Origin of the sequence: Candidatus Protochlamydia naegleriophila (assembly GCF_001499655.1) — a bacterium.
GTDB lineage: Bacteria > Chlamydiota > Chlamydiia > Chlamydiales > Parachlamydiaceae > Protochlamydia > Protochlamydia naegleriophila.
Map to the genome: position 1 here is coordinate 929,782 of NZ_LN879502.1, position 14,770 is coordinate 944,551.

Sequence of the window (14,770 nt, forward strand, 5' to 3'; positions counted from 1 at the left end):
CGTGTCACGGTGGGCTTTATACCCTTGAGGCTTTTGCGAAAACTTGCCTCTAAATGAGTTCTGTGGCTACCGTGTCGTAAAATAAGATCCCTTTCTTGGTCAATTTCCAACACCCTTTGCTATGGCTGAAAAAGCCTTCTTGCAGGAGATATTCTAACGTTTGCAATGTCTCTTGACTTAAGGCTCCGTGGCGTCTTTCAAATTCAGATTGCAAAATCCCTTGGCAGAGGCGGATTTGAATCACAAATAATTCTTTTAAGTGTGCCTCGGCATCGAGCTGCTCTTCGAAATCGATGGGTGAATGGCCCGACTTTAGGGCGCGGTAGTATTTGCCTAAATGGGCAATGTTGCGAAAACGCTTCCCTTGCCAGTAACTAAAGGCCGAGGGGCCGAATCCCAAGAAAGGGCGTGCAGTCCAGTAGCCTGTATTGTGCCTGGAATAGAATCCAGGTTTGGCAAAGGCCGAAATCTCATATTGCTCCAAGCCAAAATTTGTCAAGCGCTCGATGGCGCTATTATACATGGCAAGGCTGGCTTCTTCATTCGGCAGTAAGGGGGTCAGCTCGGCCTGCTTCTTGAAGAAGATGGTGTGAGGTTCAATGGTAAGGTTGTAAAGGGAAAGATGAGAGAGGGGAAGAGAGCGAATGTATTCGAGAGTCATTTCCCAGTGGTGCAGGCTTTGTTTGGGCAGGTCGTACATTAAATCGACGGAGATATTGCTTATACCGGCTTGATAGGTGTCTTGGACCGCTTTTATGGCAAGTGAGGGGCTGTGGAGCCGGCCCAGAAGGGTTAATAGATCTGGATCGAGAGTTTGAATGCCTAGGCTTGCCCGGTTGATCCCGGCTTGCGCATAGGCCTGCATCAAAGCCGGCTGTGCATTTTCTGGATTGACTTCTAGGGTGATTTCAGTTTGCGAAAAATCGAAGGGGAGAGAGTGATGAATCATTTCCAAGATCGAGCGGATTCGATCGGGGCCAAAGAGCGAGGGCGTTCCGCCCCCAAAATAGATGGTTGCAATCGACTTGTCTTGCAAGAATGGGAGCATACGCTCCCATTCTAATTTAAAGCCTTCAAGCAATTGATTCTTTAGAGGCTCTTGGTCGGGAAGCACATAAAAGTGGCAATACTCACATTTGCGCGTGCAAAAAGGGATGTGAAAGTAAAGACTGGCTTCCTTAGAAGAGGGGTTACCAATCGTTAGCATCAGGATCTACGATTCCTCCACGGCGCCAACGATTGCGGTCGCTGAAGTAGGATTCGTCATCTTCTTCTTCTTCCTCTTCGTTTTCGGCTTCTTCCTCTTCATCGTCGCGCTCTTCTAACGAATTGTCGACTTCGATGGCATCGGTTTCCATGTCAAAGCCGGTATCGCTGCCACCCATGGTTTCTCCAATGTCGATATCGGGAATGGTGGGCATATCGTTATAGCCAGCACGGCCTGGGACGCGTTTAGGCGCAATGTATTCTTCTGCCTCGCCGCTTTCTTTGAGAAATTGAAGTCTTTCCTTTTCTTCCTCAATTTTCGCTTTGACGGCGTGGATCTCTTCTTTATGCTTATCCACGTCTTTTTTGGGAACCAACCCGAGTTTTAACCATTGTTCAAGGTCATTGAGCTCGGTTTCTAGCTTTTTGAGTCTTTCACTTTTTATATGTTTCATGACACTTCCATAAGTTAAATCTAGCCCCATGTGATCCATTTTTTGGGGTTCAGGCTTGGATCAGCGATACTAGGGGGTTTGGCGAGTTTTTTTCAACCATTTAGATAAATAATGAGCGAATTAAAAGAAAGATTTTATCCGATGCTCTTAGAGATAAATGTCTGGGAACATTGAAATGCAGTTCTGAGGCAGGCTCTGGGGAAATGGAAAAAATGGATTCTTTGTTCTTTTACTCATCTCTATTGTATCAGGAAGGGTAATTATTTAATATACAAATGCTTATGAGGCTGGACCAGACTTGGCACTCCTCATGTGGAGAGCCTCTGGCTTGAAGCGCGACCGCTTCGATACACCCAAAGGGCGGCTGCCAAGAAGAGCGCCTCTGCTAAAAGATAGGCGTAGTAATAGCCCTCTCCGCCAGATCCAAAACCATAGCTATGCAAACCTGTGCCCAAGATGTAATTGACTCCGTACCAAGTGAAGCTGATGGCCAAAAAGCCGCTGACGGCTCCAAATGCTAAGCCAAAGTTGCCAATGCGATGAAAACGATAGGCGTGAATCCAGATGAGATAGAGGCAGCTCGAAATAAAGGCCCATGATTCTTTGGGATCCCAATCCCAAAAACGGCCCCAGCTTTCTGCCGCCCAGATTCCTCCTAAGATGGTTCCTGTGATTAAAAGAGCCGTGCCGACGTAAAGGGTCTGCAGAATGAGCTGCGCTAAGAGAGCCGCCTGTTTTGTTTGGGCGCGATGATAGAGATAGGAACCCAGGTAAAAATGGCCTAAAATCGATCCTAAGATGAAGACCCCATAGCTTCCAACGACCATCAAGACATGAATGAGGAGCCAAAATTGTGAATCTAAAACGGCTTGGACTTGATCTAAGCTATGGTTGAGGTCGGTTAACTCGAGCAAGATGAGCAAAAGCATAGAAGCCAGGGATGCAGCTGGCAGGACAAAAGGATTGCGGCGCAACACTGTTAAGGTAAGGGCTGAGAGAACTGCTACCCATGGGACATAGATCACGGTTTCAAACATGTTTGAGACTGGAGGGCGATTGAGAATGTAGCAACGCCATAGCAGAATGACGGTATGCAGGGCAAAAGTTGCGAGAAGCAAGCCGATCACTCCTTTTTTGAACCATGAGGAGGGTGGAAGCTTAGACAAACAGATTAGCAAGAGGCAGCTAAGGGCGTAAAGAGCGATCAATAGCTTGATCCAGGAATAGTGATAATACCAGGACTCTGCCTTTAGCTGATTGAAGGTTGGATAGTAAAGAGCCTTACCTGCAGCTTCTTGAAAAGGGGTCCCGGCTAATTGTTCATATCCTTTTTTTAAGGCTGAAACGAGCTCTTGATAGGAGTGATTTTTCTTATAGGCTGTGTTAGGGTTGGATAGCTCCTTTTCAAAAGCCAGGTAGGCTTGCCGAATTGCCTCGAATTCTTCATTAGAATAGAGGGTGAAATTGCCTATCGGCTTTAATGAGTTGGATTGCCTATCATAGACCTGAAGTTTAAGGGCATGGAGCGAAAACCAATCATTTCCGTTATAGCGGCTAGGAAGCGCCTTAAAAAGCATTCCTGCGTTTTTTAGACGGTTGAGTAGAGGATACTCTTTTTCGAGCGAAGCTTCGATTTGCTTAGGCGAAAGGGCAAGCATTTGAAGTTGGCTGACTTGGATTTTAAAGGCTTCGCCTTTACCATTGGCTCCTTCGATCTGTGAAAACTGCCTTAAATCCTGAATAAGGTGGGACAAGGCGTCAGCCAGTTTGCGGTTTTTGCTTGTCTCCTGTTGAGAGGCGTGATCGATAGTATACCCTGTCTTTAGGAATGGCCAAGGCGACTGTGAAGGGGCAGCTGTGACCAGTAATCGCTCATTGCTTTGCTGTACCCAAAGGCCCGGAAGCAGTTGATTCAACTCAAGCTTTTCAGATTGACCACGGTTAGAAGCTTCTGATAGGGCATTCCAATAGTGGTAGGCTATCAAGCGGTTGAGGATGGCTTGGCTTGTTGCTGGATCGTGGTATAAGGAATGGGTCAGTTCAAGGTAGCTGAACCTGTTTTTTAAGGGATCAAGGTGTGCCAGTTGCTTGAGATCGGCAGAGGTGATCCAAAAAAGAGGAGCAGAGTCATAAGGTATATGACCTGCGAGATCGAGTTGCCACAGCCATTCAAGAGCCGATGAAGACTGGGTTTTAAATAAGGTTAAATCTTCATTTCGAATAACTTGAGAGTGATAGGGCTCGTAGAGCCACAAACGGGCATAAGCATCCGCTGGGCGGAAGCGTCCTTTGTAGAGGACTGGAAAGTCTTGCTCACTGCCATTTACAATGTTAACGCAGATGGCGGTTAAGCAGATCAAAGCCCAAAATACTGATTTTGTTTTCATATGCTCGAGTCACTTCGGTATAAACGGATCATCAGGCTGTTTTCGGAATGGTAGGTGGTTGTTATTGCCATTTTGGACTTTGGCACTAAATTTTTCGACCATATTCTCCTCAAAGTAATGACAATCTGTGCAAAAATCTTGCAATAATTAAGTTCCGAAAAAAGCCCATTCCTATTTTATGAACAACCCTCTTAGCAAAATTGGGATTAATTCTGCTACAAAGAAAGCGTTGCCTATAATCGTGAACCTCGCATGTGCGTTTTTTTCGTTCAAGTGCGACAAATTATCTTTATTTTAATGATTCAACTATCCCATAACGAGGTTGATAGGCATGGGGATTAAGGCCTTTGCTTTATTTATAAGGTAATTAATATGTTCAATGAATTCATGGTTTTTTTATGCGGTACGAAGACGTTTCTTATCAAATAGATGAAGAGGAATTTAAAGGGTTTTTAGCCTATCCTGAGAATGAGTCAACACAGCCAAAACCGGCCGTTTTAGTCGTACATACGTGGATGGGTAGAGATGATTTTGCCTGTCAAAAGGCTCGAGATCTTGCAGAATTGGGGTATGTGGCGCTTGCGGTTGATCTATACGGTAAAGGAAGGGTGGCTAGCAACCCAGAGGAAGCGGCTCAGCTGATGGAGCCTCTTTTTATACAGCGCACCCTGCTTCAAAAGCGGCTCATTGGGGCTTTGAATGTGTTGCAACGGGATGTGCTTGTGAATCCTACCAAGATCGGAGCCATAGGCTTTTGCTTTGGCGGGCTTTCGGTCATTGAATTGTTGCGAAGCGGTGCCCCAGTCAAGGGAGTAGTCAGCTTTCACGGCGTATTAGGGAGCAGGCTCCAAGATCTCCAAGCTGTAACTGTGCCCATTGCCCCGATTCAAGGATCGTTGCTTGTGTTGCATGGATATCACGATCCGCTTGTTTCCCAGCAAGATGTGACTCATTTACAAGAGGAAATGACAGCTGCTGGAGTCGATTGGCAGTTCAATATCTATGGACTTGCCGCTCATGCCTTTACCAACTTAAATCAACACGACAAAGAGAATGGCATGTATTTTGAGCCTAAGGCTAATAGCCGTTCTTGGAAAGCAATGAAGGCCTTTTTTGCCGAAATTTTTGCCTCCTAACTAGGTGTTTTTGGCATTAGGGCATTGCTGATGGCAACCAACCAAGGCAGCTAAGGAGCTGTTAGAGAAATGGTTATTTTTGATTGATTCAGAGGCCCATCAAGCTGGCCTTAAAACCTAAAGCTGAATAGGGTAAAGATGACTTTCTTAAGTAATTGGCAATCATCGCTATCCGAGCTCTTATTGCTTTCTATCCCATTTATCCACAGTTTGCTAGGCGCTCACCCTGGGCTTTAAAATCAGTCGGCCTAAAGGCCTTTCACAACATCTGCATTCAAGCACGGGGACCGGTGAAAATCGATCGGATTTCTGATTTTTTCTATCTAAAGTCTATGGCTCTTTTTGTTAGCGTCTATAAAGTAAAGTGAATGCATGTTAGAAGTCTTTAGGCGACTGATTGCAGACTGGTAAAAATAATTCACCGAAATTCAAAGGTTTTATTCGTTGTTTTTTTTCTTCTGATGCTCCAAAAGGCCGTTGCGCAACTTCAAAAGTAAATCAATTGCCTCCGCATCGTCTAAAAGGGTCTGCAACTCTTTGCAAAACGTGGAATCAGTTGTGTTGGTAATGATCAGCTCGCCTCTGTTTTCTGTCTCGCTTGGGCAGCGTACGTATTGCCCTTTAGTGATTAAGAGGCGGGCATGGGGGTCTGGTAGGCTCGTGTATCCGGCAAAAACTGGAGTGGTCGTAGCCCAAGGATCTTGGCTAGGAGTCGATAGTTCGTTAAAAATCAAATGGGCGATGGGGAGTTTTTCTTTCTTCTGCTGCCTAATCTTGTTCAACAGATTGAGGCGTGAAGTATACTCGTCTTTTTCCGACTCGCGATTGATTCGTCTAAACGTTAAACAAGAGAGCCGATTCACTGTTCCAACGTGTTTCTCGGAAGTGTAGGGATCCTTGATTTCTTTGGCTCTAGAAGCTGCTTCGAGCGCTTCTTGGCGATAGATATCATTCTGCAGTTGTCTCGTAAAACAATAAAGGGATGAAAAAGCTGTGTATCCCATATCGGCAAGATAGCGGAACATAAGACCTCCTTCAATTAGATGATGAAAGCTTTGCAGCGAGATTACTTTTTCAAAGTCGCACTATCAATCACGAAGCGGTACTTAACATCGCTTTTGAGCATGCGGTCGTAGGCTTCATTGATTTTGCCAATTGGAATGAGTTCAATGTCTGCCGTGATGTGGTGCTTGGCGCAAAAATCTAACATCTCTTGCGTTTCCTTAATTCCGCCAATCAGCGAACCGGCTATTTGGCGCCGTTTAAAAATCAGCTGATTGATGGTTGGAGATGGATGGGGGAATTCTGGGGCTCCAACGAGGCATAATGTGCCGTCGCGTTTGAGTAGCTGAATAAAGGGATCTAAGTTGTGGGAAGCGGCGACTGTATCGAGAATGAAATCAAAACTGCCTACATGCTTTTTCATTTCCTCTTCATTTTTTGAAAGAACAACTTCATCGGCGCCAAGCCTCTTTGCATCTTGAACCTTGCTGGCAGAGGTTGTAAAGAGCACGACATGGGCACCCATGGCATGAGCAAGTTTGATAGCCATGTGTCCAAGTCCTCCTAATCCTACAACGCCAACCAGGCTTCCTTCGCCGACCTTCCAATGCTTTAAGGGAGAATAGGTTGTGATGCCTGCACAAAGAAGCGGGGCAACGCCGGGATAATCTGTTTCTTTGAATTCTTTGGGAACATGCAGAACAAAGGCACGATCGACGATAATTTGAGTGGAATATCCTCCGTAGGTCACGCTTTTATCATGTCTATCGCGGCTGTTATAGGTGAAAATGGTTTCAGTATCGCAGTATTGTTCTAAACCATCTTTGCAGTTTTTACACGTTCTGCATGAATCAACCATGCAGCCAACGGCGACTACATCGCCTTTTTTTAAATCTTTGACTTCTTCACCAACTTCTAGAACCTTTCCAACAATCTCATGCCCCGGTACAAAAGGATAGATGGTGCTTTTCCATTCATTGCGAGCCGTATGTAAATCGGAGTGGCATACACCGCAATAAAGAATGTCAATTTGAACGTCGTTCGGACGCAGATCCCGCCGATCAAAATCGAAGGGTGCAAGTGGGGTTGTTGCTTGCTGTGCTGCATAGCCGTGTACTTTTACCATAAGATGTTCTCCTTCTTTAGACTCCATATAGGTACTTCTAAATAATCGAAAGGTGGTAGTCAATCTTTTTTTAATTAAGAGCGCTTCTCTTCCGGCTGTAATAAGAGTGAAAGCTTGATCAATGATTAAATCAAATAATGAAGGGTATCTCCAACTGCCTACTCTCTTTTTCGATAAGGGCGAAGCCAAAAAAGAAGCGTTGTTCCAAGAGTCACGATGAGGGCTCCGGGATAAGTAAGAAAATACTTGGCGGGATCTTGGTTGACGATGATCTGTACCCGCTTGGCATTTTGGGGAGAGGTGGAATGCATGCCAGCCAAATAAAAGCGAAAGCCGTCCCATGTTTCGAAGACGCGATTCATACTAAGTGTTGTGGCAGTTTCCTTACCAGCCGCATCACTGATGAGCAAGTCTCCCTCATAGCTATAGGGTTGCTGTGTGTGCGGATAATTGATCTGGCGCGCTTGCCTCAGGCGCAGCCTATAGGGGAGCTCAATCTGGCTTGGTTGAAAGCGGATGAGATAGTGCCCATTTAGAATGGGCCACTTGAGCCCCATGGCGGCCGAATCATAGGCTAAAGAAAGCAGCTGTTTGCGAGTGCCTTCTTGGACTTCCACAAATAAGCCTGGACGATTGTCTTCTCGCTTTTGCAAAGGTGTTTCTGTTTTATGGTAGACTGTTAGAGGCGTTTCTAAAGTAATGGATGTTTGACTTGCCTCGGATTCATTTTGGGCTGTCATTTGCCAGTATGTTTGCAACCGGTCAAAGGTCTCCTCGCCTTCTTCCGGCCTTGTAAGCAAGCTTTGATAGTCGATGCCGAAGGCTTTTAGGTAGGCCGAAAGATGCTGCGCTTTTTGCAGCGTTGAGAAGGGGGCCTGTTTCTGATGATCTGGCAAGTGATGGGCGATTGCAAAGAGCTGCTGGGCTAAACGCGTCAAGAGATCTTTGGATTGATTCTGATCATTAGAGTCTTCCAGTCCTTTGAGAAAGGGCCATTGACGCTCCTTTAAATAATTCATGAGGTCTTCGTCTGTTTGAATGGGCGCTTGAAGCTGTTCGAAAAGCAGGTAGGTCCAGTGGGACGCTTTTTGGTCTAAAGCGGGAACTTTTTGCCAATTTAGCAGGGTCAAAGTGGTTTTTAAAGAGTTGCTACAGCCTTCTAAAGAAGAGATGAGAGGAGAGCGGCTATTGTCCCATTGTTGCAAAAATTCGATGAAATGGTCGACAAAGTCAGTCTGGGCTTGTTGGCAGGCTTGGGCAAAAAGCTCAAGGGGCGGAGCGAGACGCGCTTTTGTTTGCAAGGCTTGACGCAGCTGTTGGGATAAAAAATAGGCATCGGCTGATTCTTTATTTAGGCGTCCGTTTGGAAAGCTTGGGATGGGGAGCTGAGCTTGAACAGCATAGCCGGCATAGCCGTGTTCGTAAGCCAGTAAGGATTGAAGGTGGCCTTGCCGGAAGGCTTCTCCGTGGACACGCCCATATTCATCAAAGGCAAAAAGAAAGGTATCTTTTTGTTCGTCTTCGACTAACAAAAGGGCTGGAGCGGGGCGAATGAGATCGATCTCAAAGGGAGGAGGAAGGCCTTTGCTAGATTCTTCATTGACATACAAGGAGCGGCTTCCTAAAAGATTCACCCAAAGGTGTTTTGCTTCTCCATTTGCCGTTTCCCATTTGAGGGCTAGCAATGGTTGGTTGAAGCCGTCGATTGGCGAATAGGCAAGATCGAGTTCGGTTCGCATTTCTTTTCCATGCCAATTCACTCCGTTTGCAAGAGCCTCTTGCAAGGCGATGTCTACATGGTTATCCGGTTCATTTTTCAGGGAGAGGCGGAGAGTCAGATTATCCAAATAGAAAGCTGTTACGCTCTCTTGAAGGTGAGGAGATCGAAGAGCCAAAAGATTCCAGTTCTTTTTTTGTCCGGCCAGGAGGGTGAAGACCCCTTTGGGAAAAGGCTCTTCTTTATTCCACGACTGCACGGGGAAAGGAAGCAGTCCAGTGAGGTAGGCGCGGTCGCCTTTAATCCAAGTTTCCCACACCTCGCTGACATGCGACGTTTGCCCTAAAATTTTGATTTTGAGGTTTGGAAAGCGCTGCTGCTGGTAAATCTGCCTGCCGCCCAAGGCTATGGTGTACATGTCTCGAATAGGATCGAGCGAGACGGAATCTATTTTTTCAACTTGGAGGGCATGCGTATTGGGGAGAAGGAGAGTTTGGTTTGCACTTCCCTCCCACAGATTTAAATTTCCTTGAATGCCTGTGCGTTGCTTGATGATTGTCCCTCCAATCACCATGAGCAATCCTAAGTGCGTGATGAGAAAGGGAATGTGGCGCGGCTTAAAAGGCCAGCGTCTCAGAGCGGCAAAGAGGATGTTGATGAATAAAAGCCATAGCAGCATGTGAAAAAAAGGACTTTGATAGGTCCATTCAGCGGCATAAAGATGGGAGTCGGTGTAAGATTCTATGATTGTTCCAGCCACGACGATGGCTGCGAATGCTCCAATAAGAACAATGGCTAGGTAAATACCGCCTAAAAAATGGAAACAACGCTTAATCCAATTCATAAAGGAGTGGGGAGTTCGTCTATTAGTTCAAAACTGTTGGCAAAATGAAGTAATGCTTTGCGATGCTTGTTAATCAATAAAGTCGGTCCTACAATTTTGATCGTGTAATCGGCGCGGCGCAGCCTGTTTTTTAATAGATCGCTCTTATTTTGCAGCTGTCTATCGTATTCCGGAGCCAGTTGCATACTCCATCCGAGCATTTTTTGCAATTGTCCTTGATAGAGCCCCTCGGCTTCTAGCAAGAGGCCAACAAACCCTCCTTGCGACTGAGGTATCACTTGGATGGTAAGGGGATCTAATTCTTCAAATTGAGTTTTCCAACGAGTGATTTGGGCTAAAGGAGGAATGCGAGGTTGCACTTCATTGACGGGAAAGGTGTGAATGGTTAAGCGCAATTTTTCTGTTCCGTCTTGAATGAAAAATTCACACACCGATTTAGTCGTGTCTAAAAGAGAGTCGCTGGGGCTTGGCGTGTGGCAAATCCATGAGATTGGAGCAAGGGCTCGGTAGAGCGGGGAGCGGGGTTCATTTGCGGCCTCTTCTCGCGCGTTGATGTTTTGCCAGCTTTGTTCGGTGGATTGTTTAGAGCCATCGGAACAGCCGAATAAAAAAGCGAGGAGAACTGTCCGAGTCATGACGAAGAGAGCTGTTTTGAGTCTATTGGGCATGCTTCAAATTGCTCGATTGATGAGGTTAGAAAAAGCTACAGTTGGAGTTATTAGGAAGACTTTACTCTTTAAAAATATTTATCTCTAGGCTAAATAAGCATCTTGTATCATTTGTTTTTTACAAATTTTTTTAATTCTCTGAGGTAAGCGAAAGGGGTAGCCTGAGCCAAGGAAGTTGAAGCGAAAGACAAAAAATGCCAAATGATGAATGATGCAAGATGTCTGATTGATAACTAAAAACGGTGGTTAAAGACTTTTCGTATTGGAAAAGAGCAATTCGGGGGCATCTCTCATGAAATACAATCCAATCCTAGAGGGAGAACTAGCCAATCTAGATCTTCTTGAGCATTTGTACGAACAGTATCAAGTCGATCCCAATGGACTAGATCCATCATGGAAAAACTATTTTCAGTCGCTCGACCATGAAGCTGCAGCACCCATCATCAATGGCATCGCGCCTCAGGCTCCCTCTTTGCCTGTCGAGCAACTCATCGATGCTTATCGCCGCTATGGCCACTTGACAACGAAGATTAATCCCATCGCTTTGAATGGAGAGCAGAAAAAAAGTGATCCATTCGATTTAGCCAAATGGGGACTCAAACAGGAAGATCTTAGCAAAATGGTTGCGACTCATGGGGTTTTAAAAGAGGCACACACATCTTTGGCTCTTTTAATTGATGGGCTGCGCAACTTATATTGCAACCGCATTGGATTTGAATATAAGCATGTTGATCACAAGGAAATGGAGCAGTGGATTCAAGATTATATTGAGACCAAGCTGTTCCAGCAGACTTTGTCCAACGAGCAAAAGCAGCGCATATTGGATTATTTGAATCGATCGGAGCTGTTTGAGACTTTTTTGCATACAAAGTACGTGGGGCAAAAGCGATTTTCTCTTGAAGGGGCTGAAACTTTGATTCCCATGCTGGCTTTTTTAATCGAGGCTGGCGCGGAACAAGGAATTCAAGAGTTTATTTTGGGAATGGCTCATCGAGGACGTCTCAATGTATTGGCTAATATTCTCAATAAGTCTTACCACACCATTTTTTCTGAATTTGACGAAGGATATATTCCCGATTCGCTAGAAGGAATGGGGGATGTCAAGTATCATAAGGGATATACAGGTGATAATCTTAAAACGCCTTTAGGCAAGGCTATCAAATTGATCTTGAGCCCTAATCCAAGCCATCTGGAATCGGTCGACGCTGTTGTGGAAGGTAAGACGAGAGCTAAGCAATTCCTTGCCAATGACGAGCTTGCGCGAAAGAAAATCGTTCCCATTTTAATACACGGTGATGCCGCAGTTTCGGGGCAGGGGGTTGTCTATGAAACCTTGCAGCTGGCCAAGGTTGGAGGGTATACGACGGGAGGGACAATTCATTTTGTCATCAACAATCAAATCGGTTTTACAACCATTCCACGCGACTCCCGCTCGACGCCATACTGCACAGATATTGCTAGAGCCTTTGGGCTGCCTGTTTTTCACGTCAATGCTGAAGATCCAGACAGCTGTGTTCTTGCAACGCTGCTTGCATTGGAGATCCGTCAAAGGTTCCATTGCGATGTCTTCATCGACTTAAATGGATATCGCAAATATGGGCACAATGAGGGGGATGAGCCCGCTTATACGCAGCCTTTAGAGTATCGTTTAATCAAGAGCAAGAAATCGATTAGAGAGCTCTACCGCAACCGGCTCCTCGAGGATCAAGCGATCGCTAAGGACGTTGTCGAGCAAATGGAAGAGGGATTTAAAGCAGGCTTGCAAGAGGTCTATGGGAAGCTGCAGGAGAAAAAGGGCGCTTCTCCGGCTCGCGATCAGATGGAGCGTCCAAGTGATCAGGCCTTATTTCAGCCGGTTAAGACAGGAGTTGATCGGGAGCTTTTGCTTTCTTTGGCCGAGCGTTTTAGCCACGTTCCTGAAGGATTTAGCCTCCATCCAAAAATCGAGCATCTAGTCAAAGATCGATTGAATCGCATCAAAGAAGATAAGCCAATTGATTGGGGCTTAGGCGAGTATTTAGCCTACGCGACGCTGCTTGATGAAGAAGTCCCGGTGCGCATTTCTGGTCAAGATAGCTGCCGTGGCACATTTAGCCATCGCCATGCGATATGGGTCGATCAGCAAGTAGAAAAGGACTATTATCCGCTCGCGCATCTCAAAGCCAAGCAGGGAAAGTTTGAAGTTGTCAATTCCCCTCTATCGGAGATGGCGGTTTTGGGATTTGAATATGGCTATAGCGTTGCCTGTTTAAAGGGGCTCACCATATGGGAAGCTCAGTTTGGTGACTTTGCCAATGGGGCTCAGGTCATTATCGATCAGTACATTGCGAGTGGTGAGCAAAAATGGGGACAAAAGTCTGGTCTCGTCATGCTTCTCCCTCACGGGTATGAAGGACAGGGTCCAGAGCACTCTTCTGCAAGGCTTGAGCGCTTTTTATCTCTAGCTGGTCACGACAATATGCAAGTCGTCAATCCCACGACGCCGGCCCAGCTTTTTCATCTTTTGCGGCGCCAAATGCATCGCTCTTTTCATAAGCCTTTGATTGTCTTTACGCCGAAAGGATTGCTCCGCCATCCAGCCTGTGTCAGTTCCTTGGCTGATTTGGCTCAATTAACTTTTCAAGATATTTTGGACGATCCAGTGCAGGATGGGACTGCTATCAAGCGGCTCGTTTTGTGCAGTGGACGTCTGTATTATGACCTCTTGGCTGAGAAGGCTAAAACTAAGCGTAGCGATATTGCTTTGATTCGCATCGAACAGCTCTATCCTTTGAATAAGGTGCGCTTGAAAGAGATTTTGGCTCGTTATAGCAAGGTAAAGGACTATTTATGGGTGCAAGAAGAGCCTCAAAATATGGGAGCTTGGAGTTTTATCTCCCCTTATTTGATTCCAATGCTTGCGAAGGGATTGTCTTTGCTTTACGTGGGGCGTCAGTGTAGTGCAACACCTGCTACTGGATCGCATCAGCTTCACGAACAAGAACATGTTAACATTTTAAAACAGGTCTTTCAGACATGAAGAGTGAAATTAAAGTGCCTGCCATGGGGGAATCCATAGCTGAAGCTGTGATTGGTCAAATTCTTTCACCAGAAGGATCCATCGTCAAAGCCGATGCAGAAATTTTGGAATTGGAAACGGATAAAGTCAATCAGGTGCTCTATGCTCCGCGAGCGGGCAAGGTTTTCTTGTCTGTGAAGCTTGGAGAGACTGTCAAAATTGGGCAGGTCATCGGCTTCGTTGAAGAGAGCAGCGCTGTGCAAGCCGAAGTGGCGAAGTCTTCTCCAGTTGCAAGGCAGGAAGCTCCCTCTTCTGATTCTGCCAAGCAACAAGCATCAATTGTCCCTGTTCAGCTAGCTTCTGCAAAAAGTGAAACTGATGACCCTTCTTTGCGTTGGACGAAGGAATCTTTTCTATCCGAGCTGCAGGCTCTCCAAGGTGCTGCTCCTAAGCAGATCCCCTCGGCAACAGGTCCAGTCACGAGCCCTGCTTCAAAATCTGCGGCCGGCAAAGAGGAAACGAGGAAGCCCATGTCAAAAATTCGGCGGGTCATTGCGAGCAGGCTAGTGGAGGCTCAGCAGACGATGGCCATGCTCACAACCTTTAATGAGGTTGATTTGTCAGAGGTGATCGCTTTAAGGGAAAAACACAAGGAGCTTTTTATCAAGAAGTATGGCACGAAGCTTGGTTTCATGTCTTTTTTTGTGAAGGCTGCTGTATCGGCACTGCAAGCTTATCCTAACGTCAATTCTTATCTTGATGGCGAAGATATTGTTCAGCGCCACTACTATGACATAGGCATTGCTGTTGGAACCGATAGGGGAACGCTTGTTCCAGTCGTGCGAGGCTGTGATCGGCTAAGTTTTGCACAGATTGAGCTTGCCATCGACGAGTTTGCCAAAAAATCGAGGGATGGAAAGGTTGCGGCTGATGATCTGCAGGGAGGCGGCTTTACCATCACAAATGGCGGCGTCTATGGATCGCTTTTGTCGACTCCTATTTTAAATCCGCCTCAATGTGGAATCCTAGGAATGCATAAGATTGAAAAGAGAGCGGTCGTAGTCAATGATCAAATCGTGATTCGCCCCATGATGTATCTGGCACTAAGTTACGATCACCGCCTGATAGATGGAAAGGAGTCGGTCGCCTTTTTAGTTCATATTAAGAATGCTTTAGAAGATCCTTCACGCTTATTGTTAGACTTATAAACAGAAAGAAAGAGGAGTCAATC

At 45.9% G+C, this 14,770-nt stretch carries 10 protein-coding genes; 3 read left to right on the forward strand and 7 right to left on the reverse strand.

All coding sequences use genetic code 11. The features are described from left to right. Positions 1 to 49: 49 nt before the first annotated feature. From hemW to PNK_RS03875, 3 genes are all read right to left on the reverse strand, one after another. Positions 50 to 1,207 carry a radical SAM family heme chaperone HemW gene (gene hemW / locus PNK_RS03865; protein WP_059060414.1) on the reverse strand — a complete coding sequence of 386 codons (1,158 nt, stop codon included), beginning with the start codon at positions 1,205 to 1,207 and terminating at the stop codon, positions 50 to 52. Further along, positions 1,191 to 1,652: a hypothetical protein gene (locus PNK_RS03870; protein ID WP_032125985.1), complete on the reverse strand. Its 462-nt coding sequence runs from the start codon at positions 1,650 to 1,652 to the stop codon at positions 1,191 to 1,193. Before PNK_RS03870 ends, hemW begins: the two co-directional genes overlap by 17 nt. 317 nt (positions 1,653 to 1,969) lie before the next feature. Continuing rightward, positions 1,970 to 4,048 carry a cytochrome c biogenesis protein gene (locus tag PNK_RS03875; protein ID WP_059060415.1) on the reverse strand — a complete coding sequence of 693 codons (2,079 nt, stop codon included), beginning with the start codon at positions 4,046 to 4,048 and terminating at the stop codon, positions 1,970 to 1,972. Between the two features lie 398 nt (positions 4,049 to 4,446). On the opposite strand from PNK_RS03875, the gene PNK_RS03880 reads away from it, so the two are divergent. Beyond that, complete coding sequence (locus PNK_RS03880) at positions 4,447 to 5,184, forward strand: dienelactone hydrolase family protein (protein WP_059060416.1); 738 nt, start codon at positions 4,447 to 4,449, stop codon at positions 5,182 to 5,184. A gap of 437 nt (positions 5,185 to 5,621) precedes the next feature. Here the strand turns inward: PNK_RS03880 and PNK_RS03890 are convergent, their stop codons facing one another. The 4 genes from PNK_RS03890 to PNK_RS03905 all read right to left on the reverse strand — a co-directional run bounded on the left by PNK_RS03890 (position 5,622) and on the right by PNK_RS03905 (position 10,541). Then, positions 5,622 to 6,209, reverse strand: a complete 588-nt coding sequence (locus tag PNK_RS03890; protein ID WP_059060418.1) for a hypothetical protein — start codon at positions 6,207 to 6,209, stop codon at positions 5,622 to 5,624. Between the two features lie 41 nt (positions 6,210 to 6,250). Further along, the gene (locus PNK_RS03895; protein ID WP_059060420.1) at positions 6,251 to 7,312 is read right to left on the reverse strand and encodes an NAD(P)-dependent alcohol dehydrogenase; all 1,062 of its coding nucleotides are present in this window, start codon (positions 7,310 to 7,312) and stop codon (positions 6,251 to 6,253) included. 158 nt (positions 7,313 to 7,470) lie between these two features. Next, the gene (locus PNK_RS03900) at positions 7,471 to 9,873 is read right to left on the reverse strand and encodes a hypothetical protein (RefSeq protein ID WP_059060422.1); all 2,403 of its coding nucleotides are present in this window, start codon (positions 9,871 to 9,873) and stop codon (positions 7,471 to 7,473) included. Continuing rightward, positions 9,870 to 10,541, reverse strand: a complete 672-nt coding sequence (locus PNK_RS03905; protein WP_032125304.1) for a hypothetical protein — start codon at positions 10,539 to 10,541, stop codon at positions 9,870 to 9,872. Before PNK_RS03905 ends, PNK_RS03900 begins: the two co-directional genes overlap by 4 nt. A gap of 292 nt (positions 10,542 to 10,833) precedes the next feature. Here PNK_RS03905 and PNK_RS03910 point away from each other — a divergent pair, with 292 nt between their 5' ends. Both PNK_RS03910 and odhB read left to right on the forward strand, forming a co-directional pair. Continuing rightward, positions 10,834 to 13,560, forward strand: a complete 2,727-nt coding sequence (locus PNK_RS03910; RefSeq protein WP_059060424.1) for a 2-oxoglutarate dehydrogenase E1 component — start codon at positions 10,834 to 10,836, stop codon at positions 13,558 to 13,560. Further along, on the forward strand, positions 13,557 to 14,747 hold the full coding sequence (odhB, locus tag PNK_RS03915) for a 2-oxoglutarate dehydrogenase complex dihydrolipoyllysine-residue succinyltransferase (protein ID WP_059060426.1): 1,191 nt from the start codon (positions 13,557 to 13,559) through the stop codon (positions 14,745 to 14,747). Before PNK_RS03910 ends, odhB begins: the two co-directional genes overlap by 4 nt. The last annotated feature ends 23 nt before the right edge of the window (positions 14,748 to 14,770 follow it).